Annotated in this window: 21 protein-coding genes and 1 tRNA gene; 21 read left to right on the top strand and 1 reads right to left on the bottom strand. The window is 64.2% G+C overall.

Annotated elements, in window-relative coordinates:
* The first annotated feature begins 32 nt into the window (after positions 1-32).
* The 10 genes from Q5Z11_RS08520 (at position 33) to Q5Z11_RS08565 (ending at position 15,155) form a co-directional block, all read left to right on the top strand.
* Positions 33-1,058 carry an aspartate-semialdehyde dehydrogenase gene (locus Q5Z11_RS08520; RefSeq protein ID WP_303749600.1) on the top strand — a complete coding sequence of 342 codons (1,026 nt, stop codon included), beginning with the start codon at positions 33-35 and terminating at the stop codon, positions 1,056-1,058.
* 116 nt (positions 1,059-1,174) lie between these two features.
* Positions 1,175-3,031, top strand: a complete 1,857-nt coding sequence (locus Q5Z11_RS08525; RefSeq protein ID WP_303749601.1) for a type IV pilus assembly protein FimV — start codon at positions 1,175-1,177, stop codon at positions 3,029-3,031.
* 12 nt (positions 3,032-3,043) lie between these two features.
* On the top strand, positions 3,044-3,403 hold the full coding sequence (locus Q5Z11_RS08530; protein ID WP_303749602.1) for a VOC family protein: 360 nt from the start codon (positions 3,044-3,046) through the stop codon (positions 3,401-3,403).
* A 44-nt stretch (positions 3,404-3,447) separates the two neighbouring features.
* The gene (gene truA / locus Q5Z11_RS08535) at positions 3,448-4,221 is read left to right on the top strand and encodes a tRNA pseudouridine(38-40) synthase TruA (RefSeq protein ID WP_303749603.1); all 774 of its coding nucleotides are present in this window, start codon (positions 3,448-3,450) and stop codon (positions 4,219-4,221) included.
* Positions 4,218-4,877 (top strand): phosphoribosylanthranilate isomerase, encoded by a 660-nt coding sequence (locus Q5Z11_RS08540; RefSeq protein WP_303749604.1) that lies wholly within the window; start codon positions 4,218-4,220, stop codon positions 4,875-4,877. The genes truA and Q5Z11_RS08540 overlap by 4 nt, the downstream gene beginning before the upstream one ends.
* A gap of 211 nt (positions 4,878-5,088) precedes the next feature.
* Entirely contained in the window at positions 5,089-5,778 is a 690-nt protein-coding gene (locus tag Q5Z11_RS08545) for a hypothetical protein (RefSeq protein WP_303749605.1), read from the top strand.
* The gene (locus Q5Z11_RS08550) at positions 5,778-7,778 is read left to right on the top strand and encodes a flotillin family protein (RefSeq protein WP_303749606.1); all 2,001 of its coding nucleotides are present in this window, start codon (positions 5,778-5,780) and stop codon (positions 7,776-7,778) included. Before Q5Z11_RS08545 ends, Q5Z11_RS08550 begins: the two co-directional genes overlap by 1 nt.
* Positions 7,779-7,918: 140 nt before the next feature.
* Complete coding sequence (locus tag Q5Z11_RS08555) at positions 7,919-13,279, top strand: DNA repair ATPase (RefSeq protein WP_303749607.1); 5,361 nt, start codon at positions 7,919-7,921, stop codon at positions 13,277-13,279.
* On the top strand, positions 13,272-13,994 hold the full coding sequence (locus Q5Z11_RS08560) for a hypothetical protein (protein ID WP_303749608.1): 723 nt from the start codon (positions 13,272-13,274) through the stop codon (positions 13,992-13,994). Before Q5Z11_RS08555 ends, Q5Z11_RS08560 begins: the two co-directional genes overlap by 8 nt.
* Positions 13,995-14,057: 63 nt before the next feature.
* Positions 14,058-15,155 carry a toxic anion resistance protein gene (locus Q5Z11_RS08565; RefSeq protein ID WP_303749609.1) on the top strand — a complete coding sequence of 366 codons (1,098 nt, stop codon included), beginning with the start codon at positions 14,058-14,060 and terminating at the stop codon, positions 15,153-15,155.
* A 172-nt stretch (positions 15,156-15,327) separates the two neighbouring features.
* On the opposite strand, the gene Q5Z11_RS08570 is transcribed toward Q5Z11_RS08565, so the two are convergent.
* Positions 15,328-16,218 carry a LysR family transcriptional regulator gene (locus Q5Z11_RS08570; protein ID WP_303749610.1) on the bottom strand — a complete coding sequence of 297 codons (891 nt, stop codon included), beginning with the start codon at positions 16,216-16,218 and terminating at the stop codon, positions 15,328-15,330.
* A 94-nt stretch (positions 16,219-16,312) separates the two neighbouring features.
* Between Q5Z11_RS08570 and trpB the strand changes: the two genes are divergently transcribed.
* The 11 genes from trpB to Q5Z11_RS08625 all read left to right on the top strand — a co-directional run bounded on the left by trpB (position 16,313) and on the right by Q5Z11_RS08625 (position 25,049).
* Positions 16,313-17,530 (top strand): tryptophan synthase subunit beta, encoded by a 1,218-nt coding sequence (gene trpB, locus Q5Z11_RS08575; RefSeq protein ID WP_303749611.1) that lies wholly within the window; start codon positions 16,313-16,315, stop codon positions 17,528-17,530.
* Positions 17,527-18,198, top strand: coding sequence for a hypothetical protein (locus Q5Z11_RS08580; protein ID WP_303749612.1), 672 nt, complete (start codon positions 17,527-17,529; stop codon positions 18,196-18,198). The genes trpB and Q5Z11_RS08580 overlap by 4 nt, the downstream gene beginning before the upstream one ends.
* 1 nt (position 18,199) lies before the next feature.
* Positions 18,200-19,000 (top strand): tryptophan synthase subunit alpha, encoded by an 801-nt coding sequence (gene trpA, locus Q5Z11_RS08585; protein WP_303749613.1) that lies wholly within the window; start codon positions 18,200-18,202, stop codon positions 18,998-19,000.
* 260 nt (positions 19,001-19,260) lie between these two features.
* On the top strand, positions 19,261-20,142 hold the full coding sequence (gene accD / locus Q5Z11_RS08590) for an acetyl-CoA carboxylase, carboxyltransferase subunit beta (protein WP_303749614.1): 882 nt from the start codon (positions 19,261-19,263) through the stop codon (positions 20,140-20,142).
* Positions 20,142-21,500, top strand: coding sequence for a phosphoglucosamine mutase (gene glmM, locus Q5Z11_RS08595; protein ID WP_303749615.1), 1,359 nt, complete (start codon positions 20,142-20,144; stop codon positions 21,498-21,500). Before accD ends, glmM begins: the two co-directional genes overlap by 1 nt.
* Positions 21,501-21,573: 73 nt before the next feature.
* Positions 21,574-22,512: an isopenicillin N synthase family dioxygenase gene (locus Q5Z11_RS08600; protein ID WP_303749616.1), complete on the top strand. Its 939-nt coding sequence runs from the start codon at positions 21,574-21,576 to the stop codon at positions 22,510-22,512.
* Positions 22,513-22,670: 158 nt separating this feature from the next.
* Entirely contained in the window at positions 22,671-23,426 is a 756-nt protein-coding gene (gene tpiA, locus Q5Z11_RS08605; RefSeq protein WP_303749617.1) for a triose-phosphate isomerase, read from the top strand.
* Between the two features lie 29 nt (positions 23,427-23,455).
* On the top strand, positions 23,456-23,902 hold the full coding sequence (gene secG / locus Q5Z11_RS08610) for a preprotein translocase subunit SecG (RefSeq protein ID WP_303749618.1): 447 nt from the start codon (positions 23,456-23,458) through the stop codon (positions 23,900-23,902).
* 48 nt (positions 23,903-23,950) lie between these two features.
* Positions 23,951-24,035 (top strand) — tRNA-Leu (locus Q5Z11_RS08615).
* Positions 24,036-24,147: 112 nt separating this feature from the next.
* Positions 24,148-24,504, top strand: a complete 357-nt coding sequence (locus Q5Z11_RS08620; RefSeq protein WP_232147756.1) for an NADH-quinone oxidoreductase subunit A — start codon at positions 24,148-24,150, stop codon at positions 24,502-24,504.
* Positions 24,495-25,049, top strand: coding sequence for a NuoB/complex I 20 kDa subunit family protein (locus Q5Z11_RS08625; RefSeq protein ID WP_303749619.1), 555 nt, complete (start codon positions 24,495-24,497; stop codon positions 25,047-25,049). The genes Q5Z11_RS08620 and Q5Z11_RS08625 overlap by 10 nt, the downstream gene beginning before the upstream one ends.
* Positions 25,050-25,061: the final 12 nt, after the last annotated feature.

The raw sequence follows: 25,061 nt of genomic DNA on the forward strand, positions 1-25,061 counted from the left end.
GTGTCTCCCCCTCCAAACTTTCGAGTATCCCCATGAGCAATGAAGCCCGTCGTTTCCACGTAGCCGTTGTTGGCGCCACCGGCGCTGTCGGCCAGGCCATGCTGTCCATCCTTGCCGAGCGCAATTTCCCGATCAGCACGCTGACGCTGCTTGCCTCCGAGCGCTCGGCCGGGCAGCAGGTCGATTTCGAAGGCAAGAAGATCACCATCCAGGACCTGGCCACGTTCGACCCGGCTGGCGTCGAGATCGCCCTGTTCTCGGCAGGTGGTGGCATTTCCAAGGAATTCGCGCCCAAGTTCGCCGCAGCTGGCGCAGTGGTGATCGATAACTCGTCGACCTTCCGTTACGACGACGACGTGCCGCTGGTGGTGTCCGAGGTCAACCCGGAAGCAGCGAAGAACCGCCCGCGCGGCATCATCGCCAACCCGAACTGCTCGACCATGCAGCTGATGCCGGTGCTGGCGCCGATCCATCGCGAGTACGGCATCGAGCGCATCAACATCGCCACCTACCAGTCCGTGTCCGGCGCTGGCCAGACCGGTATGGAAGAACTGGGCAAGCAGACCGCGCAGCTGCTCGGCTTCCAGGAGATCGAGCCGAAGAAGTTCCCGATGCAGATCGCCTTCAACCTGATCCCGCATATCGATGAGTTCCTCGACAACGGCTTCACCAAGGAAGAAATGAAGCTGGTCTGGGAAACCCGCAAGATCCTCGGCGACGACAGCATCCTTGTGAATCCGACTGCGGTGCGCGTGCCGGTGTTCTACGGCCACTCCGAGGCGGTCAACATCGAGACCAAGAAGAAGATCACCACCGAGCAGGCCCGCGAACTGCTGGCCACCGCACCAGGCGTAAAGGTTGTCGACGAGCGCAAGGCTGGTGGCTATCCGACCCCGGTCACCCACGCCTCGGGCACCGATCCGGTCTATGTCGGCCGTATCCGCGAGGACATCTCGCACCCGCGTGGTTTGAACATGTGGGTGGTGGCGGACAACATCCGCAAGGGCGCCGCACTGAACGCAGTGCAGGTCGCCGAGCTGGTCGCCAACGGCGGCTGATGCCCCCAACGACGCCGGCTTGCTGCCGGCGTCGTCGCATCTGGGCGGTACAGCGGTATTCGAAAGCCGGGTCAGCCGTTATATTGGCCGCCATGAAACCATGGGGCAGGGGCGCGATGCGCTCATTACAAGCTGTGCTGGTCCTCGGCCTGGCGCTGTTCAGCAGCGCCGCGATGGCGCTGGGACTCGGCAACATACGCGTACTGTCCAAGCCGGGGCAGCCCTTGCTGGCTGAAATTCCGGTTATCACCAGTGATCCGGGCGAACTGGACAACGCCAGGGCCGGGCTGGCATCGGCAGCCACCTTCGAACGCGTAGGTCTGGCAGCGCCGACCGGGCTGGTAGGAGAACTGCAATTCCAGTTTGCGCAGGACCGTGATGGCCGCGCCGTCATCCGCGTCACCAGCGCCGCGCCGGTAGATGTGGCGTCGGTGGGTTTCCTGATCGAAGTCGATTGGGGCCAGGGTCGGCTGGTTCGCGAATACTCGGCGTTGGTTGCCGCCCCTGAGGCCGCAACCGCAGTGGCTGAGCCGGTGATCGAAGCGCCTGCAGCTGCCCAATCCAACCTGATCGTGCGTGAGCCCGAGCCGCTGCCTGAGCTGCCGGCCCCGATCCCAGCTGTGCCAGCGGTGGCCGTGCCAGCACCCGCCCAGCCGGTGGCGGCTGCGCCCTCGGCGCATCCGCTGCCAGCGCCGGTCATCAACAACGACGGCCGGCTGGCGCCCGTACAGCGCGGCCAGAGCCTGTCGCAGGTCGCCCGTGAGCTGTCGCGCGAGAGCGGCGCTTCCTTGAACCAGACCATGGTCGCGCTGATGCGCGCCAATCCGGAAGCCTTCATCCGCGGCAACATCAACCTGCTCAAGCAGGGCGCGGTGCTGCGCACGCCTGCGCAGGAAGAGCTGGCGCGGGTGGATGCCGCCGAGGCACGTGCCATCGTGCGTGACCAGACCTCCCAATGGCGGCAGGCACGTGCGCCGATCCCGCAGCCTGCGGTAGCCGCTCCGGCCCGGCCGGCAACTCCGGTGGCGGCTGCAGCCGGCCCCAGCGGCGCGCGCCTGGAAATCGCCCCGGCCGTGGCCGGTGCACAACAGACTGCAAGAATGACGACCGGCCTCGACGCCGGTGGCGAGGGTGACATGTTGGCCAACGAACAGCTGCAGCAAGCCAAGGAAGATCTGGCGGCACGTGACGCGGAACTGCAGGAGCTGCGCGATCGCGTCGGCGAACTCGAGAAGCTGCATAAGCAGCAGCAATCGCTGATTGCGATGAAGGATTCGGACCTGGCTGCTGCCCAGAAGAAGTTGGGCGAGGCGGCCAAGGGCGATGCGGGAGGATCGTTCGGTTGGGCCTGGTTGGGCCTGGCGCTGCTGGTGTTGGCTGCGCTTGGCTGGGTGCTGAGCCGTCGCCGCAAGCCGCTGCCGGCTGCGCCGCGCAATGATTTTGATGCCGATGACCTGGCTGCCGCGCTGCCGGTGATGGGTGCAGCCGCTGCAGCGCAGCCGCTGCAGGCAGGGCAGGTGCAAGCATTCGATCCGCTGGACGAGGTTGACGCCGAGCCGTTGGCAGCGGCGCCCGTACGGCCTGAGGCCTACGAGGAGCCGATGCCGGCCTGGCTGAAGTCCAGCCCGCCCGCGCGCGTGGAGCCGGTAGTGCCGGCGCCGATCAAGCCGGTTGCGGAGGTCACGCACAAGCCGGTATTGCTGTTCGAAGTCTCGCGCCAGGTTGATGCAGTCCCCGAGCCAGCACAGCCCGAGCCGGCTGCTGCCGACGAGGCCGATTGGCTGGCCGGTGATGTCGCAGCGATTGCGCCCTTGAATCCGACGCCGGCTGGCCGCGAACGACTGGAGTTGGCAATCGCCTATCTGGATCTCGGTGATGCCGAGACCGCGCGCACCCTGCTCAATGAAGTCGCTGCCAGCGCCGACCCGCAGGCGCGCGGCGAAGCCTTGGAGCTGCTTGGCCGTATGGCTTGATGGAGAACCGCAATGAAGCGTGAGCGCCGGATTGATTATGTGGAATTCGCTTCGCGCGACCCGGCAGCGAGCCGTGGCTTCTTCGAGCGGGTGTTTGGCTGGACGTTCGAGGACTACGGCCCGGATTACACCGCGTTTGATGACGGCGAACTGCAAGGTGGTTTCTTTCGTGGCACACCGCTGACCGCCAGCGCCGGCGCGCCATTGATCGTGCTGTATGCCGCGCAGCTGGGGCCACTGCTCGACGAGATCACCACGCAGGGCGGCGAAGTGGTCAAGCCGGTCTTCACTTTCCCCGGTGGCCGCCGTTTCCAGTTTCTCGAACCGGGCGGCAACGAGCTGGCGGTCTGGTCCGAACGCGACAGCGACTGAGTTGTCCGCGGGTTCCGCGGCTCCAACAAACAAGAGGTTCAAACATGCGTTACGCGCTGGGCGTGGAATACGACGGCAGCGAATTCAAGGGCTGGCAGCAGCTCGGGGAGACCGGCTGTGCCAGTGTGCAGGCGACCTTGCAGGACGCATTGTCCTCGGTCGCCAATGCGCCGATCAGTGTTGTGTGCGCAGGCCGCACTGATGCCGGCGTGCACGGTGAATGCCAGGTCGTGCACTTTGACAGTGACGTCGAGCGCGCGCCGCGTGGCTGGGTGCTGGGCACCACCACGCGACTGCCGCCGTCGATCTGCGTGCGCTGGTGCGTGCCGGTGGTGGATGAGTTCCATGCGCGCTTCTCGGCCAAGGCGCGCCGTTACCGCTATCGCATCCTCAACCGCCAGGTGCGGCCGGCGCTGTACCGGCAGATCCTGAGCTGGGACCGGCGCCCGCTGGATGCCGATGCCATGCACCGGGCAGCGCAGTCGCTGCTGGGTGAAAACGACTTTGGTGCTTTCCGCAGTGCGCAATGCCAGGCGCTGCACGCACGCCGCGAGATGCAATCGATAGCGGTCCGTCGCCAAGGGGAAGTCGTGGAAGTCGAAGTCCAGGCCAATGCCTTCCTGCACCATATGGTGCGCAATATTGTCGGCTCGCTGCTGATGGTTGGGGCAGGGGAGAAGCCTGAAAGCTGGATCGGGGAATTGCTGGCGGGGCGCGATCGCAATCTGGCAGGTCCAACTGCGCCGCCGCAGGGCCTGGTATTCGTCGGACCGCTGTATCCTGAGCTCTGGAAACTGCCGGACGAGGTGACACTGTGAGCCGTACGCTGTTTCGTACCCGCATCAAGTTCTGCGGCATGACCCGTGCCGGCGACATCCGCCTGGCCACGGAGTTGGGCGTGGATGCCATCGGTTTCATCTTCGCCAAAGGCAGTGCCCGTCGCGTTGCGCCGTCCGAGGCGCGCGCCATGCGCCAGGCGATCGCACCGATGGTCGAAGTGGTGGCCTTGTTCCAGCAGAACAACCGCGAGGAAGTGCGCGAGGTGCTGCGCGCGGTGCGGCCAACCCTGTTGCAGTTCCATGGCGATGAAGACGATGCGTTCTGCCGCAGCTTCAACATGCCGTACCTGAAGGCGATTGCGATGGGTGGACGCAGCGACGTCACCGCGCGCGGCCTGCAGCAGATGTATCCGCATGCCGCAGGTTTCCTGTTCGACAGCCATGTCGCCGGTGGCAGTGGCGGTACCGGCGTGGCCTTCGACTGGTCACAGATTCCTCCCGGCGTGCACCGGCCCTACCTGCTGGCCGGGGGCATCCGCCCGGAAAACGTGCATGACGCCATTCTGGCAACCCAGCCCTGGGGCGTGGATGTGTCCAGTGGCATCGAGCTGTCGCCGGGGATCAAGGACGGCTACAAAATGCGCCAGTTCGTCGAAGAAGTGCGTCGCGCCGACCTGCATGTCGAGCAGGACTGAATACGCGCTCTGAGCGTAGCGATGTATTGCACTGGTGCTGTCCGGGCTGTCGCACTTTGGGATCCGGTCGCAGGGCATGTGCAGGCTGATTCCCTTATGATGGTGTCCACGGCGACAAGCACGGATGCCTGCGGGAAACGGATGTTGCTGTCACAGCTTGCAGGCTGGGGCAGCTCCCGCTGAGCAGCTGGGCGCCACAAGGAAAGTGTGCATGGCGGAGTTTCTGGAAGTAGCGCTGTCCTACCCGACGTTGCCATACAGCGTCGTGTTTACGTTTGCTGTCATCTACTGGCTGCTGGCCGCGACCGGTATCGTCGATGACGGTGGCATTGGTAGCGGCGACGGCGCCGACTTTCATTCCCATGGCGGTGAACACGGCGCGACCGGCATCGCCGCGATGTTCGCGCGGCTCGGCCTCGGTGGTGCACCAACCATGCTGGTGGTGTTGCTGCTGGCCTTTTTTGGCTGGACCATCACCTATCTGGTTCAACTCTTTTTCCTGCAGTCACTGCCGGCGCCCTTGCGCTGGGGTGTGGGCACGGTGGTGGCCATTGCCGCGCTGGTTCCCGGTGCGGTTGTGTCAGCCTGGGTGCTGCGGCCGATCCGCCGACTGTTGCTCAAGCTGCGGCCGGTTGCCCAGGAGTCCATCCTCGGCCGGCTTGCCCAGGTCACCTCGCCGGAAGTCACTGCCACGCAGGGTTATGCCAGCATGGATGACGGCGGCGCCGGCCTGATCCTGCATGTGCGCGTGCGCGATGGCAGCCGTTTGCCGCGTGGCCAACGCGTAAGGCTGGTGGAATACCTGCCCGACAAGAATCACTACCTGGTGGTCGCCGATACCGACCTGCCAGGCTTGGACGTTTTCCCTTCTGATGTATCAGGCGACAAGGAGATCCGCTGATGAGTACTGCTGCGCTGGCCCCTTTCATTATCGGGGTTGCTGCCCTGCTGGTGTTTTTCCTTGGTTTGGCTGGCTTGTTCAAAGCCTTCTACAAGAAGGTTGACCAAGGCACCGCGCTGATCGTCAACGACATGAGTTCGCAGCCGAAGGTGCACTTCACCGGCGCCCTGATCATTCCGGTGCTGTACCGCGCCGAGCACATGAAGATCAGCCTGATCACCCTGCAGGTTGATCGCCGTGGCAAGGAAGGCCTGATCTGTCGCGACAACATGCGTGCCGACATCACCGTGGCGTTCTACCTGCGCGTCAACGAAACCCAGGCTGACGTGCTGCGCGTGGCCAAGGCGATTGGCGCCGATCGCGCCTCTGACAAGAACGCAGTGGACGACCTGTTCAATGCCAAGTTCTCCGAGGCCTTGAAGACCGTGGGCAAGAAGTTCGATTTCACCCAGCTGTTCGAGAAGCGCCAGGAATTCCGCGACGAAATCATCGCGGTGATCGGCAATGACTTGAATGGTTACGCGCTTGAAGACGTGGCCATCGACTACCTGGAGCAGACCCCGAAGTCGCTGCTCGACCCCAGCAACATCCTCGACGCTGAAGGCATCCGCAAGATCACCGAGCTGACCGCTGCGCAGAACGTGATCACCAACGAGCTGGCGCAGAACGAGCGCCTGGCCATCACCAAGAAGAATGTCGAGGCCAAGGAAGCCACGCTGGCGCTTGAGCGGCAGCAGGCAGAGGCCGAGGCACGCCAGCGCCGCGAGGTGGAAACCATCCGCGCCCGCGAGGAAGCCGAGACCCTGAAGGTGCAGGAAGAACAGCGCCAGCTGTCCGAGAATGCACGCATCGAAGCCCAGCAGCTGATCGACATCCGCGACCAGAACCGCCTGCGCGAAGTGGAAGTGGCCGAGCAGAACCGCCAGCGCGCCGTCGCCATCGAAGTCGAGCGCGTCGCCCGTGCCCGCCAGCTGGAGCAGGTCACCACCGATCGCGAAGTGCAGCTGCAGGGCGTGGAGCGTGACAAGGTGGTCGAGCAGGGCAAGATGGACGTGGCCAACATCACCCGCGAACGCATCTCCATCGACAAGACCGTGGCGCAGGAAGAAGAGCGCATCAAGGAAGTGCGCCAGGTATCCGAGGCCGACCGCCTGAAGCAGGTCGCCATCCTCGAAGCCGAGGCGCAGGCGCAGGAAGCGATGCTCAAGCAGGTCAAGGAAGCCGAGGCCAGCGAAGCCGCGGCCAAGCACCGCGCGGTGGAGATCACCACGCTGGCACAGGCCGAGTTCGATGCCGCCGGCAAGCAGGCCGAAGCCAAGAAGGCACTGGCCGATGGTGTGCGCGCCGAGCGTGCCGCGCCTGGTCTGGCAGATGCCCAGGTCAAGGAAGCCAGCGCGCTGGCCATCGAGAAGGTCGGCATCGCCGAAGCCCGCGTCGTAGACGCGATGGCCGATGCCAACCTGAAGCAGGGTACGGCCGAAGCCAAGGTGCTGGCCGAACAGCTGGCCGCGCGTGCACAGGGCGAGGAGCAGATGGGCCGTGCCAAGGCAACCGCAACCGAGACGCTGGGCGTTGCCGAAGCTGCGGTCATCGAGAAGAAGCTGTTCGCCGAAGCGGACGGTTTGACGCGCAAGTTCCAGGCCATCGATTCGCTGGGCGACACCGCACGCGGCCACGAAGAGTTCCGCATGACCCTGGAAACCGGCCTGCGCCAGGCATTGGCTGCGATCGATGCAGGCAAGGAAGTGACCAAGGAGAACGCCGAGGTCATCGCCAGCGCACTGCGCAACGCCAGGATCGACATGGTCGGCGGCGACGGCGGCATGTTCGAGAACCTGGTCAATGCGGTGTCGCTGGGCAAGTCGATCGAAGGCCTGACCGACAAGAGCCCGATCGTGCAGGACCTGATGCAGCGCTACCTCGGCGTGGACATGTCCGCGCGTGGCTTGCCGGCACGCCGTATCGCCGACACGTCTGCAGCGGATTCGGACGCAGGCTGAGTGAAGGCATGCCCCGCGCGGCTGCATCGCGCGGGGCGTTGATGCGCTGCATGGCAGGAGCCGGCGGCACACGAGGATGAGGGCGTCAGGGATTCCGTCCCGAGGGCGGAATCTGCCGATGTCAGAGCAGGGAACAACCGATGGCCGATACAAATCTGGACGCCGCCACCACGCCGGAAGGCGGCTCCATCGCCGACCAGGCGGTGGCGCAGGGCGGTGCCTATGAAGTGCTGCGCAAACGTCTGAGCGATCAGGGTGCACGCCTGCGGCAGGTGGTGGAAGCGCTGAACCAGCGTCGCTTGCAGGAGTTCGGCGACAGCCGGATGGAAGTGATCGGGCGCTTCCGCATCCGCAGTGAGAATAACTGCGTGGGTCGCGACGTGGTCCAGGTCGGCAATGACCTGCTGCTGTTCGGCTACAACGTCTTCATCGGCTTGAAGACCCAGACCCGCATCGAAGACGTGTTCGGGCTCTATCGCTTGGTCGAAGGTGCCGAGGGCTACGACGTTACCCCAGTGGACCTCAAAAGCAGCTTCCTGTCGCAGGCCGGCTTCGTTCATGACTTCGGCGAGCTCTACGCGTATTACAAGAATGCACGGCTGCTGCAGCTGATCGTTCGCGACGGCAAGTTGCTGGCCGCGTTCCAGATCGGCGAGCGCAGCACCGACGTGCGTGTATTCCGCTGGGCGATGGCGCCCAGTGGTGAGCTGACCTACATCGATGCACGTGGCGAGCGTGATATCGCGCTGCCGCCGCCATTCGACTTCGAGTGGGTGCGTGCCGGTCGCGACATGTTGATCAGTGGCCGCTTCCCGCATTTGAACATCCTCGACACGATCTTCGTCGAGACCACCGGCGGTGACCTGACCATCAAGGTCGAGAACAACACCGAGACCGGGCAAGGCGTCTACAGCGAGCCGGTCGAGGACAGCACCCAGTCGGTGGACGATGCCACCATTGATTTCGCCAAGGTCGGATCGCTGATCCTGCTGAAGATCCAGCCTTACCGCGAAGACACCTGGCGCGGGCTGATCTACAACACGCTGACCGGCAAGGTGGTGCGCAACGACGCCATCGTCCAGGCCTGCGTTCAGCTGCCCGATGACCATGGCGTCATCTTCCCCGGCGGCTATTACCTGCAAAGCGGCGAACACAAAGCCTTCGACGCCTCGATGCAGGGCATGCGCTACAAGCGCTCGATCCGCTCGCCCAATGGCGAGGACATGCTGTACATTTTCTACGAGCGTGAAGCCGGCAAGTCGGCGCTGTTCGTCTACAACAGCATCCAGCGCGTGCTGCAGAACCCGGTGTTCGGCATGGGCTATGCCTTCATGCGCGATGGTCGCATGGTGCTGTTCAACGCCGAGAACGAAGAACCCACCCGCGTCCACCCGATGCAGGTGTGGCAGACCCCGTTCAGCAGTGATGAGTTTGCTGCGCACACTCCTACAGGCACCAGTTTCATGGCCCGCATAGGCAATGCCGAACTGGTGCGCGGCATCTCCAATCTGCTGGATCTCGGTCGAGAGATCGACAGCCGCGAAGTGTCGCTGCCGCGCTACGAGCTGCTGACCCATAACGCGCGTCGCCTGTTCGATACCCACCATTGGCTGGATGATGCCAACTGCGACGGTGCGGCAACACTGCTGCGCGAGATCAGCGCGACCGGCGAATCGATGCTCGACGAGTACGAGAAGGTCGAGAGCATCCGCAAACAATCGGCGCAGGCAATGGCCGAGGTCACCGCTGCGCACAAGACACTGCTTGGGCGCTTGCAGCCGCAGAACTGGGCGAAGATCGGCGAGTTCGTGGAATCGCTGGGCGATATCGGCAAGCTGCGTGGCCGCCTGCTGACCGTGCGTGACTTCCGCTACGTCGACGTTGCTGCCATCGATGCGATGAACGTGTCGTTGCAGGAGGCACATGATCGGGTCGGCGTGGCCGCGGGTGAGTTCCTTGGCAGCGACAAGGCGCTGCAGCCGTTCGCCGACCGCCTGCAGGAGCTGGACGCCGCCGCGCAGGTGGCGCAGACCGCCAAGCAGCTGTCCGAGCAGATCGCGCAGATGCAGGTGATGTCGGGCGATCTGGACATGTTGTCCGAGCTGATGGCCAGCCTGAAGGTGGATGATGCCGCGCAGCGCACGCGTGTGGTCGAGGCGATTTCCGCCATCTACGCCAAGCTCAACCAGGCTCGGGCGCGTGCCGACCAGCGCCGTCGCTCGCTGGGTTCTGCCGAAGCCGTGGCCCAGTTCGGCGCACAGTTCTCCTTGTTCAGCCAGGCCATCACCAGCGCATTGGGGCTGGCGACGGATCCGGAGCGTGCCGACGAACAGTTGTCGCGTTTGATGGTGCAATTGGAGGAGCTGGAGAGCCAGTTCGGCGAGCACGAACAGTTCCTGGGCGACATCCTCAACAAACGCGAGGAGCTGCTCGATACCTTCGAGTCGCACAAGCAGACCTTGTTGGATGCGCGCCAGCGCAAGGCGCAGTCGGTACTGGACGCGGCCAATCGCATCCTCGATGGCCTGGCCAAGCGCACCGAGCGCTTCACCACCGTTGATGAGCTGAATGCTTTCTTCGCCGGTGACCCGCTGATCCTGAAGCTGCGCGAGCTGGCCGAGCGTCTGCGCGACTACAAGGACAGCGTAAAGGCCGACGATGTGGAGGCACGCCTGAAGGGCGTGCGCGACCAGGCGGTGCGTGCACTGCGTGATCGCAGCGACCTGTTTGAGGGCGGCGGCAACATCATCCGCTTGGGCCGGCACCGTTTCAGCGTCAATACCCAGCCGCTGGACCTGACCATCCTGCCGCGCGGCGATGGACTGGCCGTGCATCTGACCGGCACTGATTACTACGAAGCCATTGTTGACCCGGAGTTGGAAGAACTGCGCGATTACTGGCCGGTGACGCTGGATTCGGAATCGTCAACACTCTATCGCGGTGAGTACCTGGCCGGATTGCTGCTGGATGCAGCCATCAATGGGCGCGACGGCTTGAGTGTCGACTTGTTGTTGCGCGAAGCCGCGCAGGCCGACGCGCTGGCCAAGCGGGTGCGCGATTTTGCCGCGCCGCGTTACCGCGAAGGCTATGAGAAGGGCATCCACGATCACGACGCCACGCTGATATTGCAAGCGGTGCTGCCGCTGTACCAGGCTGCAGGTTCGCTGGTGCATGCGGCCGGTCCGCGTGCACTTGCCTTGCTGTTCTGGGCGCGCGAGGGCAAGCGTGAAGAGGTCAGTCAGTGGTTGGAACGTGCAGCCGGCGCGTTCGCCATCGCCAAGCTGTTCAATGTGCGAGACGGGCTCGAAGCCTTGCGCGCGGAGATCGCGCTGGCATTGGCGGCCTTCCAGGAAGAACACGGCTTGCCGTTCGATAGCGGTGTTCCGGTGTTGGCCGCCGAGTATCTGTTGGCCGAACTGGCGAACGGCGAGCCGAACTTTGCCTTCAGTGGTTACGCACGTCAGCTGCTTACCAGCCTGCGTGAGCAGCTGCAGGCCGCTGGCCAGGCTGATGCATTCGATCGCAGCCTGCAGCGCTTGAATACGCGTCTTGCCCTGCAATGGGCGCAGGCAGTGCAATGGTTGCAGGCCATGTGCGGACAGCCGAAGTTTGCCGCCATGGCAGGTTACGTGCCGGAAGCGGCGGCGATGCTGCTGGGTGAGCGTTCCCTGCGAAGTCAGGTGCGCGAGGTGACCTTGATTGCCGATATCGGCGGCCTGCTCGGTGAACATGCGCGCATTGCGCAGGGCCATCTGCAGTTGGCGGTGGATGATTTCCTGCAACGCTGGCAGTCACATCGCCGCCAGTTCCAGCCCGGCTTCGAGCGTTACCAGGCGCTGCGTCACCGCATCAGTGCGCGCGAGCGCGATTCCCTGCGATTGAGCGAGTTCCAGGCCCGGCCGCTGAGCTCCTTCGTCCGCAACAAGCTGATCAATGACGTCTACCTGCCCATCATCGGCGACAACCTCGCCAAGCAGATGGGCACGGTGGGCGAGAACAAGCGCAGTGACCTGATGGGTCTGCTGATGATGATCAGCCCGCCCGGTTACGGCAAAACCACGCTGATGGAATACGTGGCCAACCGGCTTGGCCTGGTCTTCATGAAGATCAACGGCCCGGCGTTGGGGCATGAGGTGCGCTCGCTGGACCCGGAGCAGGCGCCGGATGCGACCTCGCGGCAGGAGCTGCACAAGCTCAATCTCGCGCTGGAAATGGGCAACAACACCATGCTGTATGTCGACGACATCCAGCACACCCATCCGGAATTTCTGCAAAAATTCATTTCGCTGTGCGATGGCACCCGGCGCATCGAAGGTGTCTGGAAGGGTCGCACCAAGACCTACGATCTGCGCGGCAAGAAGTTCTGCGTGGTGATGGCCGGCAACCCGTACACCGAGTCCGGCGAGGTCTTCAAGGTGCCGGACATGCTGGCCAACCGTGCCGACATCTACAACCTCGGTGACGTGCTCGGTGGCATGGAAGACGCCTTCAAGCTCAGCTATATCGAGAACAGCCTGACCTCCAGCCAGGTGCTGGCGCCGATGGCGACCCGCGACCTGGCCGACCTCTACCTGCTGGTCGACAAGGCCGGCGGCAAGGAGGTGTCCACCAATACGCTCAGCCATGCCTATAGCGGCGCGGAGATCAATGAGATCGTCGCCACCTTGCAGCGGCTGATGCAGGTGCGCGAGGTGGTCTACCGGGTCAACCAGCAATACATCGCCAGTGCCGCGCAGGCCGACAAATACCGTGTCGAGCCGCCGTTCCGGCTGCAGGGCAGCTACCGCAACATGAACAAGCTGTCGGAGAAGATTTCGCCGGTGATGAATGCCGCCGAGCTGCAGCAGCTGGTCACCGATCACTATCTTGGCGAGTCGCAGCTGCTGACCAGCGGTTCCGAGGAAAACCTGCTCAAGCTGGGTGAGCTGCGCGAGGTATTGGATGCGACGCAGCTGGCGCGCTGGGAGCAGATCAAGCGCGACTTCATGCGTGACAAGGCGATGGGCGGCGACGATGCCGATACCGGCGCGCGCATGGTGGCCCAGCTTGCCGATATCGCCAGCGGCCTGCAGGGTTTGCGTGCCGAAGAGCCCACACCGGTTGCACCGGTCGCGCCGCAGGTCGAGGCCCCGTGGGAGCAGATCGTGGCCTTGTTGCAGTCGGTTGCAGAGCGCCCCGCAGCGGTGGTCGCGCCGCAGCCCGCAACAGCGGCGCCGGTTGCGCCAGCGCAGGATCTGACCCCGCTGTTGCAGGTACTGGCCGCCGCGCAGCAGCGACAAGGCGAGGTTGGCGATGCCTTGGCGGGTCTGGCATCGCAGCTGCAGGAGTGGTTGTCCAAGGACGGCGGCGCGGGCAGCAAGCCGGCACCGCGCGTGCGCCGTGCGCGCACACCGGAAGAAAAGGCGCTGGACGAAGCGTTGATGCGTCATTTCTACGGTGGCAACGTGGTCGTTCCGGGGCAGCAGGGTAGTCGTGGCAATGAAGCGCCGGACGATGCCTGATGTGACGCCGCCATTGTTGCCGCCGCCACCGCAGCCGCCGCTGCAAGCCGATGATGCGCTGGCCGTGGCCAGCTACGGCGCGGAACTGCTGGCCGCGGTGGAACAGTTGCTTGCCAACGCAGCGACTGGCACGGCCGCTGCGCGGCTGGTCGCGGAGATGAACAACATCCGCGAAGCGATGTCGGCAGCGGATGCTCGCCATATCCGTCGTTCGGTGGGTTTGCTCGGCCGCTTGCTGGGTCGCGATGTCGAGGCACAGGCACGAGCCGAACAACTGGCGACCCAACTCGACGTCTGCCTGCTGCGTGCCGATGCCTGCGTACAGGCGTTGCTGCAGGAGCTGGAGCAAAATCTGCAGCAGATGGCCCGGATGCAGATGGCCGTGGCGGCTATCGAGGATTGGGCGGCTGCCGGTGAGGCGATTCCGGCGCCGGTTGACACTCTGGCACAGGCCGCGCTGCAGCGCCGTCTGCAGCACCTGCGCGGGCTCGCCCAGCTCCGCTACACCGAGGCCGGCCAGCTGCGTTTGCTGCATGCGCAGGGCGTGGAGCTTATCGAGCGCTACCAGCGCATCCGCGACGTCTTGTTGCCGCTTTGGCGGCAGCAAGACCTGGCTGCGCGTGCCGCCGACAAGCAGGCCCAGCTGGCGCAGGCGGCCGAGGCGCAGGCCCGGATTCTCGACGAGGTGGCAGCGATGCAGGCTAGACTGCGCTGAGAACCATCCTGCACATGATTGCTCGCGCGCCGCGTCGCGCCACTTGCTCAAGGAGAACTGCTGATGACCCAGGACACGCTGCCACTGCCGGCCGGCCCTTCTGCCGATGTTGATGGCACCACGCTGGTCGCCTTGGGGCTGAGTGAAGCCGACCGCCCGCAGATCGCGCAGATCGTGCGCACGCTGGACGATATCAGCCCGGGCAACCTGCATGTGTTTGGCCGCGAGGCGGCGGGCAAAAGTGCGGCCTTCTCCAGCCAGCTGCTGGACCATGTGCGCAATCGCGACCTGGATGCCTCCGGCGAGAAGCTCGGTGAAGTGGTGCGCATTGCCCGCTCGCTGAAGCTGGACGGTTTGAACGAGCGTTCCAAGGTGCCGGTGATCGGTGGCCTGATCGACCGCATGCGCGCTTCCAAGGGCGAGCTGGTGCAGAAGTTCAGCGACACCAACCAGCAGATCGAGCAGTTGCTGCGTGATGTCGGTGCGCAGCAGGCGCAGATGGGGCAGCGCGTCGGTGAATTTGATCGCATGCATGTCATCGTTCGCGACGAGCGGCAGAGCCTTGGCCTGCACATCGCTGCCGGCAAACAGCGCCTGGCCGAACTCAACAACGAGTTGCATGCGCTTGTTGGGTTGGAGGATCCGCAGTCGCGCATTCGTCGTGGTGAGATCGACAACGCGATCCGCCTGCTCGACAAGCGCGTGGGCGACCTGACCGTCATGCAGCATGCGGCTGACCAGTCGTTGCCGATGATCCGCCTGATCCAGGCCAATGCGATCCAGCTGATCGAGAAATTCAACGCCGTACGCGACATCACCATCCCGTCGTGGAAGCGCCAGTTCGCGATCCAGCTATCGCTGGGAGAGCAGAAAAACGCGGTGGATCTGTCCAATGCCATCGACGATGCCACCAATGAGCTGATGCGTCGCAACGCCGACCTGATGCGCCAGACCTCGGTGGAAACGGCCAAGGCCAACCAGCGTGCGGTGATTGACGTGGCAACCTTGCGTCATGTCCACGAGCAGTTGATTGCGACCGTGGAGGAAGTGCGCAGCATCCACCGCGAAGGCATGCAGCAGCGGCAGCAGGCGGAAGTCGAGTTGGCGCGCCTGCGCGAAGATGTGCAGCAGCGGCTGGCGCAGCCGACGCAAGGAAGTTGAAGTTAGGAGCAGCACAGTGGGCAGTTGTGGGAGCGGCGTGAGCCGCGAAGCCACAGGTGCATCAGGTGCCAGCGCGGTTGCTCCCTCCCTTTTGCGCAGCAAAGGGGAGGGCTGGGGAGGGGTAAGCTCTCAGACCTTTCAAGCATTGCCAGTTTCGCGGCTTACGCCGCTCCTACAAAAGCTGTTTGCGCAGCCATTCCGCCAATGCAGCCACACGCGGGTCCTGCTGGTCGCCGGCAGTGCACAAGGCCCAGCAGCCATCCGTCTCAACAAATCCCCAGGGCGCGATCAGGCGCCCGTTGACCAGGTCGTCAGCCACCAGGGGCTCCGGCGCAATCGCGATACCCAATCCGGCGACTGCCGCTTCCAGCATGTAATACAGGTGCTCCAGGCCGGTCCCATAAGTGAGCGCATCTGCATCAATGCCATTGCGTGCAGCCCAGGCCGGCCAGGCCTGGGGGCGCGAGCGCGTATGCAGCAGCGAGTGGTCGCGCACCGCTTCGACAGGCTGCCGGGCTAATACATGCGCGCCGTGCATTGAAGGGCTGAATACCGGGCCGATCCGTTCAGGCGCCAGCGCATGCACTTTCCAGCCGTTGGGCCAAGGCGCCTGGCCCAGCATCAGTGCGGCATCCAGGCCGTCCAGGCGCGGGGCGAAATCGCCATCCTGTGCTGCCAAGTGCAGGGTCAGGCCGGGCAGGTCACGCTGCAGGTCCTGCAGGCGCGGGATCATCCAGCGTGCCAACAGGCTGCCAGGGCAGCCCAGCACGAAGGCGCCATTGCGCTGCGGCCGTCGCAGCGAGGAAATGCAGTCACGCAACTGCGAGAACGCGCCGGAGGTCGCCTCAAGCAGGCGGTGACCGGCGGCGCTGGGGCGGATGCCGCGGCCGTCGCGTTCAAACAGGACCAATCCCAGTTCTTCCTCCAATGCACGCAACTGGCGGCTCACCGCGCCATGGGTGACATGCAGTTCGGCTGCGGCCTGGCTGACACTGCGCAGCCGTGCAGCGGCCTCGAAAGCACGCAAGGCATTGAGCGAAGGCAGGGATTGGCTGGATTTCATGTGAGTTTTTCTAACATGTGATGGCTGAATTATCCATTTTTATGTCATCAGCCCTGCGTTAGAGTGTTGGCCTGTTCCTTGTAGCCGTGATGTCATGACTGATCCGTCGATCTCCGATTTCCACGCCTTTCCTGATGCGCGTGGGCACTTTGGCCGCTTTGGGGGCAGCTTTGTCGCCGAAACCCTGGTCGGGCCGCTGCAGGAACTGGCGGCTGCCTACGATCAGGCGCGGATTGATCCGTCCTTCATTGCCGCCTACGACAAGGACCTGAAGCATTACGTGGGTCGCCCCAGCCCCATCTACCATGCCGAGCGCCTGAGCAAGGACGTCGGCGGGGCGCAGATCCTGCTCAAGCGTGAGGACTTGAACCACACCGGCGCGCACAAGGTGAACAACACCATCGGCCAGGCCTTGCTGGCCGCGCGCATGGGCAAGACCCGCATCATCGCCGAGACCGGTGCTGGCCAGCACGGCGTGGCTTCGGCCACGGTTGCCGCGCGACTGGGCCTGGAATGCGTGGTCTACATGGGTGCCACCGATATCGAACGGCAGAAGATCAACGTCTACCGGATGAAGCTGCTCGGTGCCACCGTGGTGCCGGTCAGCAGTGGCTCGGCCACGCTCAAGGACGCGCTCAACGAAGCAATGCGTGACTGGGTCACCAATGTGCGCGACACCTTCTACATCATCGGCACCGTCGCCGGCCCGGACCCGTACCCGCGCATGGTGCGTGACTTCAACGCCATCGTTGGCCGCGAAGCCCGTGCGCAGATGCTGGAGGACTACGGCCGTCTACCCGATGCGATCACCGCCTGTGTCGGTGGCGGCTCCAATGCCATCGGCCTGTTCCATGCCTTCCTCAACGACCGCGAGGTCAAGATCTACGGTGCCGAGGCTGCTGGCGACGGCATCCATACCGGCCGCCACGCCGCCTCCATCTCGGCTGGTCGCCCCGGCGTGCTGCACGGCAACCGCACCTACGTGCTGTGCGATGACGACGGCCAGATCACCGAAACCCATTCGATCTCCGCTGGCCTGGACTACCCCGGCGTCGGCCCTGAGCATTCCTTCCTGTCCGATACCGGTCGCGCGCAGTACGTGGGCATCACCGATGAGGAGGCGCTGGCCGCCTTCCATCGCCTGACCCGCATCGAAGGCATCCTGCCGGCGCTGGAATCCAGTCATGCCGTTGCCCATGCGATCAAGCTGGCGCGCGAGCTGCCGAAGGACGCCCTGGTCCTGTGCAACCTGTCCGGTCGCGGTGACAAGGACGTGCATACCATCGCTGCGCGCGAAGGACTGGTGCTGTGACGGCCGCTTCCCCGGGTACCCGTATGTTGCGCACGCCCTTGCTGCTGGGATTGGTTGCGGCCTTGGCAGCATGCGCGCCCAGCGCCCCTGCGCCGCCGGAGCCGGTTGCTCCTGCGCCGCAGCCGGCGGTGCCCGTTGCGCCCGCCGCGACAAAGCCGTCCCCGGCACCGGCGGCGACGCCTGCTGCCAGCGCATCGGCTGGGCTGGCGCAGCTGGGTGAGCTGCGCATCGGCGCGCCGTTCGGCAAGGCGCCGGGCGACAAGGCCTTCGTCTCGCAAGGCATGCGCGAAGCGTTGGAGGGGGACTGCGAGTACTACGACAAGGGTTCCTTGCCCGACAACATTTCGATGATGGTGATCGCCGATCGCATCGTGCGTTTCGAAGTGAATGCCCCCTTCGAGCCAGGCCAGCAGGTTACCGACCCCGCGCCGGGCGCCGTGGTGACGCCGTTCTATCTGTGGGTGGGCATGACAGTCCCCAATGCAAAAAAGCGTCTGCCGGGCGTGGTGACCAGTCCGCATGCGTACAACTCGCCAAACGGCGATTACCTGACCTGGACCGACAAGGCCGCCAACCTGGCGCTGCGTCTGGAAACACTTGATGGCCTGATCACCGCCATTTACTGGGGTCAGCCTGATGCGGTCGAACTGATTGAAGGATGTGCCTGAGATGGCTGTTACCCGAATTGACGAATGCTTCGCGCGCCTGCGCGCCTCCGGCCGCAAGGCGCTGATTCCCTTCATCACTGCCGGCGATCCATCGCTGGAGGCAACCGTGCCGGTGATGCATGCGCTGGTAGAGGCTGGCGCTGATGTGATCGAGCTGGGTGTGCCGTTCTCTGACCCGATGGCTGATGGCCCGACCATCCAGCGTAGCTCCGAGCGCGCCCTGGCGCGTGGGGCAGGGCGGCAATACGTGCTCGATACCGTGGCGCAGTTCCGGCAGACCGACGCGACCACCCCGGTGGTGTTGATGGGCTATCTCAACCCGGTCGAGATCCGTGGTTATGCGCGCTATGCCGAAGAGGCTGTGGCGGCAGGCGTGGACGGCATTCTGCTGGTTGACCTGCCACCGGAAGAGGCCGATGAGCCACGTGCGGCATTCGCCGAAGCCGGGTTGGCCTTGATTCTGTTGGCTTCGCCGACCAGTAGCGACGCCCGCCTGGACAGTCTGTGCCACGCGGCGCAGGGCTATCTGTACTACGTCAGTTTTGCCGGCGTGACCGGTGCCTCCGAGCGCCTGGACAGTTCCGCGGCCGGTGAGCGTCTGCGACTGCTGCGCAGCCGTTCCAGCGCTCCGGTGGTGGCTGGCTTCGGCATCAAGGATGCGGCCAGCGCAGCGGCGATGGCGGTGGATGCCGATGGTGTGGTGGTTGGTAGTGCGTTGGTCTCGGCAATAAGTGAGACGGCGGACGCGGTGGCTGCGGCTGCCGCGTTCCTGAAGCCCTTGCGCGAAGCCTTGGATCGCTGAGCAGCGTTCCCTGTAGTGCCGAGCCATGCTCGGCAGGGGCTTTCCCGGTAATGCCCCTTGCCGAGCATGGCTCGGCACTACAACCACGCTCTATCGGTGCTGCCCTCTTGCCGAGCATGGCTCGGCACTACGGAGCTGCCAAACATACGTACCAGTAGGGATTGCGCCAGATCCGGTGCTGCAACTTGGTTGCAGTGGTGAGCTAGACTGTGGGCCCTGTCGTGGCCGCAAGGCCACCCTGAACGGAATTGTCATCCCGCATGAGTTGGCTAAGCAAGTTGATGCCGTCCGGCATCCGTACCGACAACACGCCTTCCAAAAAACGCAGCGTCCCCGAGGGGCTGTGGGAAAAATGCAATAGCTGTGGCGCGGCCCTGTACCGCCCGGAGCTGGAAGAAAACCTTGAGGTCTGCCCGAAGTGCGGGCACCACATGGCCATCCGCGCGCGCGCGCGCCTGGCCTCCTTGTTCGATGCTGACAGCACCACCGAGATCGCTGCCCGCCTTGGGCCGACCGACGTGCTCAAGTTCAAGGACCAGAAGAAATACGTTGAGCGCATCAAGGCCAGCCAGAAGAGCACCGGCGAGTACGATGCACTGATCGCCATGCGTGGTCTGCTGAAGGGGCGCCCGTTGGTGGCCTCGTCCTTCGACTTCGCTTTCATGGGCGGCTCGATGGGTTCGGTGGTCGGCGAGCGTTTCACGCTGGCGGCTGAGACGGCGCTGGAAATGGGCTGCCCCTATGTGTGCTTCTCCGCCTCTGGTGGCGCGCGCATGCAGGAAGGCCTGTTCTCGCTGATGCAGATGGCCAAGACCTCGGCGGCGCTGGCCAAGCTGCGCGAAGCCGGTCTGCCCTACATCTCGGTGCTGACCCATCCCACCACCGGTGGCGTGTCGGCTTCGTTCGCGATGCTGGGCGATATCAACATCGCCGAGCCGCAGGCGCTGATCGGCTTTGCCGGCCCGCGCGTGATCGAGCAGACCGTGCGCGAAAAACTGCCGGAAGGCTTCCAGCGCTCGGAGTTCCTGCTGGAGCATGGTGCGATCGACCAGATCTGTGACCGCCGCGAGATGCGTGACCGCCTGGCCGAACTGTTGGCCATGCTTGGTAGCCAGCCGCAGCACGAGGAAGCCGCTGCCTGATGAGCACGCGCAAGTATTTCGGCACCGACGGCATCCGTGGCCGGGTCGGCAAGGGTGCCATTTCCGCTGATTTCGTGCTGCGCGTCGGCAATGCGCTGGGTCGTGTGCTGGTTGCCCGCAGTGGCGGCCAGCAGCCGACCGTGGTGATCGGCAAGGACACGCGCATCTCCGGTTATATGTTCGAGTCGGCGTTGGAGGCGGGTCTGGTTGCCGCAGGCGCCAATGTGCAGCTGATCGGGCCGATGCCGACGCCGGCGGTGGCCTTCCTCGCGCATACGCTGGGTGCCGATGCCGGCATCGTCATCAGTGCCTCGCACAACCCGCACTACGACAATGGCATCAAGTTTTTCTCCGCCGAAGGCGAGAAGCTCGATGACGCCACCGAGCTGGCGCTGGAAGCTGCGATGGACCAGCCGTTCTCGACGGTGGAATCCGAGCAGCTGGGCAAGGCGGTGCGCGCGCGCGATGCGGTCGGCCGTTACATCGAGTTCTGCAAGGCCAGTGTGCCGCGTGATTTCTATCTGCGCGGGCTCAAGGTCGTGCTCGATTGCGCCCATGGCGCTACCTATCATGTCGCGCCGTTGCTGTTCCGCGAGCTGGGTGCGGAAGTGACCGCCATCGGTGCCGAGCCGAATGGCATCAACATCAATGATGGCGTGGGCTCGATGCATATCGACAGCCTCGCCAGCAAGGTGGTCGAGGTTGGTGCCGATATCGGTATCGCCTTCGATGGCGATGGCGACCGCGTGTTGATGGTGGACCACACTGGTGCCGCCGTGGATGGCGACGGTTTGCTGTACGTGCTGGCCAAGGCCTGGCAGGCCAATGGTCGCCTGCGCGGACCGATGGTGGGCACCTTGATGACCAATTACGGGCTGGAGCAGGCGTTGGAGCGTCTGGGTATCCCATTCGTCCGCGCCAATGTCGGCGACCGCTACGTCCACCAGGCCCTGGTTGAAGGCAATGGTGTGCTCGGCGGCGAAGCCTCTGGCCACATCCTGTGCCTGGACCGGGCCACCACCGGTGACGCCATTGTCAGTGCCTTGCAGGTGCTGGAAGTGCTCGGTGGTGCCGGCGTGAACCTGCGGCAGGCGCTGCAGGGGCTGGCGATGGTGCCGCAGAAGACGATCAATGTGCGCCTGGAGACGGGTGCGCGCGAAGTGGTTGCAAGTGCGCCGGTGCAGGCTGCGCTGGCGGCGGCGCAGGCCGCGGTGGCCGGGCGGGGCAGGGCGTTCCTGCGGCCGTCGGGTACCGAGCCGGTAGTGCGGGTCACGGTCGAGGCCGACGAAGCCGGGCTGATGAGCGCTACGCTTGAGGCGCTGGCTGACGCGGTTCGTTCGGCTGCCGCACAGGTTTGAGCTGGATCATAGTGGTGTTGCCGGGATGTCGGTTCCAATGGCCGGCGTCCCGTTCCCTTTCTTGGAGTTTTGTATGAGTTCCCGCATTCCCACCCTCGACATCACCCGTTTCGATACCGACCGTGACGCCTTCGTGGCCGAACTTGGCGCGGCGTATCGCCAGTGGGGTTTTGCGGGTATTCGCAACCACGGCATTCCGCAGGCGGAAATCGACGCTGCGTATGACGTGTTCAAGGCATTCTTCGCGCTGCCTGAAGATGTGAAGAAGCAGTACCACATCGCTGGCGGCGGCGGTGCGCGTGGCTATACCCAGTTTGGCGTGGAAACCGCCAAGGGCTCCAAGCATTTCGACCTGAAGGAGTTCTGGCATATCGGCCGCGAGATCGGCGATGACTCCAAGTACCGCGAGGTGATGCCGCCGAACCTGTGGCCGAGCGAAGTGCCGGGCTTCAAGGAGCATGGTTATGGCCTGTACCAGAAGCTCGACCAGCTCGGTTCGCGCGTGCTGTCGGCGCTGGCCCTGCACATCGGCCTGCCGGAGGACTATTTCGCCGACAAGACCAACAACGGCAACTCGATCCTGCGCCCGATCCACTACCCGCCGATCACCACCGACGATATCCCCAATGTGCGCGCTGGCGCCCATGGCGACATCAATTTCATCACCTTGCTGGTCGGTGCCAGCGCGGCCGGTCTGGAAGTGCAGTCGCATGAGGGTGAGTGGGTGCCGTTCACCTCCGACGCCGACACCATCGTGGTCAACATCGGTGACATGCTGCAGCGCCTGACCAACCACGTGTACCCGTCCACCATCCACCGCGTGGTCAATCCTCCGGGCGAGCTGGCGCGCAAGCCGCGTTACTCGGTGCCGTTCTTCCTGCACCCGAACCCGGACTTCCTGATCGACGTGCTGCCCTCCTGCATCACCGCGGAAAACCCGAGCCGCTACCCGGAGGCGATCACCGCCCACGGCTTCCTCGAGGAGCGTCTGCGCGAGATCAAGCTGAAGTAAGCCGGCGCTGATCGAAGTAGCTGGCACATCGACGCCGCCGCGGCCCCTGGCCCGGCGGCGTTTCTGCATCTTGTCTTCCGTTGTCCGCAGCTTGTCCTGGCTATGTCCGTAGATCGGCTATCCTTTGCCGATACTTTTTACCGCGGAGTTATGCCTGAATGCGCCAAAAAATCGTTGCGGGTAACTGGAAGCTGCATGGCAGCCGTCAATTCGCCACTGATCTGGTGGGGCAGGTGGCCGCTGGCCTGCCGTTGCCCGGCGTGCGCCTGGTGATCCTGCCGCCGTTGCCCTACCTGGGTGATCTGGTGGAGGACTTCGAGGAGACGGAGCTGGCCTTCGGTTCGCAGGATGTAAGCAGCAACGAGAAAGGCGCTTATACCGGGGAAGTCTCGGCGAGCATGCTGGTGGATGTCGGTGCTACCCATGGTCTGGTCGGGCACTCCGAGCGCCGCCAGTACCATAACGAGAGCAGTGAGCTGGTGGCGCGCAAGTTCGTGGCTGCCATCAATGCCGGCCTGACCCCAGTCTTATGTGTTGGTGAGACGCTGGAGCAGCGCGAGGCGGCGCAGACGGAGGTGGTGATCGCCTCGCAGCTGGCGCCGGTGCTGGACCTGGCCGGGGTGCAGGCCTTCGCCAAGGCGGTGGTGGCGTATGAGCCGATCTGGGCAATTGGCACGGGCCGTACCGCCACGCCGGAACAGGCGCAGGCGGTGCATGCGTTCATTCGTGGCGTAGTCGCCGAGCGCGATGCTAGAATTGCGGATTCGTTGTCGATCCTTTATGGCGGCAGCGTCAAGCCCGACAACGCAGCAGAGCTGTTTTCACAGCCTGAGGTCGATGGCGGGCTGGTAGGTGGCGCTTCGCTGGTGGCGGCTGATTTTCTGGCCATCGCGAGGGCAGCGGCCAGTCGCTAACGGGTAATTGTCCGGGACGGATTTCAAAAATGCTGATGTTGATCCTCAATGTGGTCTATGTGCTGGTGGCGCTCGCGATGATCGCGCTGATCCTGATGCAGCGTGGCTCGGGTGCTGCCGCTGGTTCGGGCTTTGGTGCCGGTGCGTCGGGTACGGTGTTTGGCGCGCGTGGCGCGTCCAACTTCCTGTCCAAGAGCACCAAGTGGCTGGCCGTGGTGTTCTTCGGCATCAGCTTGTTCATGGCGTGGTACGCCAGCCACGGTTCGCGTCCAGCGGACCAGGGCGTCGGCCTGATGGGTGCGGTTGAGGCGGCGGCTCCGGCTGCTGCCCCGGCGGTGCCGGCGGGTGAGTTGCAGGCCGTTCCGGCAGCTCCGGCTGCCGCGGCGGTGGGTGAAGTGCCGCAGGCAACGGCTCCGGCGGAAAATATTCCTGCCAAGAGCGAAGAAAAGCCCGCTGAACCCGCACAGAAAGACTGAAGACGGTTACAATACGCGGCGCACTGCGAAGCAGCTGCGCTGACGTAGGCCCAGGTGGCGGAATTGGTAGACGCACTACCTTGAGGTGGTAGCGACGTAAGTCGTAGGGGTTCGAGTCCCCTCTTGGGCACCATTGTTTTATGCGGGTACACGGGTTGCAGCAGCGGCCCGTCGTGGCAAGTCCCGTTCATCCCCCATGCCTTGGCACCTGCAGGTGTCCCGGGCAGAGGCAAGAGAGAATCGCTGTGCTGGCCGAATATTTGCCGTCTCTGCTGTTTCTGATCGTCGCCACCGGCATTGGCGTTGCGCTGATGTTGATCGGTCGGTTCCTCGCTCCGCGTTCGCCGGACAACGAGAAGCTCTCCGCCTACGAGTGTGGCTTCGAGGCGTTCGAGAACGCGCGCATGAAGTTTGACGTGCGCTACTACCTCATCGCCATCCAGTTCATCGTCTTTGACCTGGAAATCATCTTCATTGTGCCCTGGACCCAGGTGTTCATGGAGCTCGGCGCCCGTTCGCTGGTCACCATGGGCTTGTTCGTGGGCATGCTGTTCCTCGGCTTTATCTACGTGTGGAAGAAGGGAGCGCTGGAATGGGAGTGATCCAAACTCTCGACGGCCTGATGAACAACCCCGTCCCGGAAGGGCGGGTTGATGACATTCTGCGGCCTGAAGGCGATAACCCCTTGCTCGAGAGGGGCTATGTGACCACCAGCGTTGACGCGCTGTTGAACTGGGCACGTACCGGCTCGATGTGGCCCATGACCTTCGGTCTGGCCTGCTGCGCGGTGGAAATGATGCACGCTGGTGCGGCGCGTCTGGACCTTGACCGTTATGGCGTGGTGTTCCGTCCCTCGCCACGACAGTCCGACGTGATGATCGTCGCCGGCACCCTGGTCAACAAGATGGCCCCGGCGCTGCGCAAGGTCTACGACCAGATGCCGGACCCGAAGTGGGTCATCTCGATGGGTAGCTGCGCCAATGGCGGCGGTTACTACCATTACTCCTACGCCGTGGTGCGCGGTTGTGACCGCGTGGTGCCGGTGGACGTCTACGTCCCGGGTTGCCCGCCGACCGCCGAAGCGCTGGTGTACGGCATTTTGCAGCTGCAGAAGAAGATCTGGCGAACCCAGACCATCGCACGCTGACCCCTTTTCAAA

The sequence above is a fragment of the Stenotrophomonas sp. 610A2 genome (genome assembly GCF_030549615.1).
Lineage (GTDB): Bacteria > Pseudomonadota > Gammaproteobacteria > Xanthomonadales > Xanthomonadaceae > Stenotrophomonas > Stenotrophomonas pigmentata.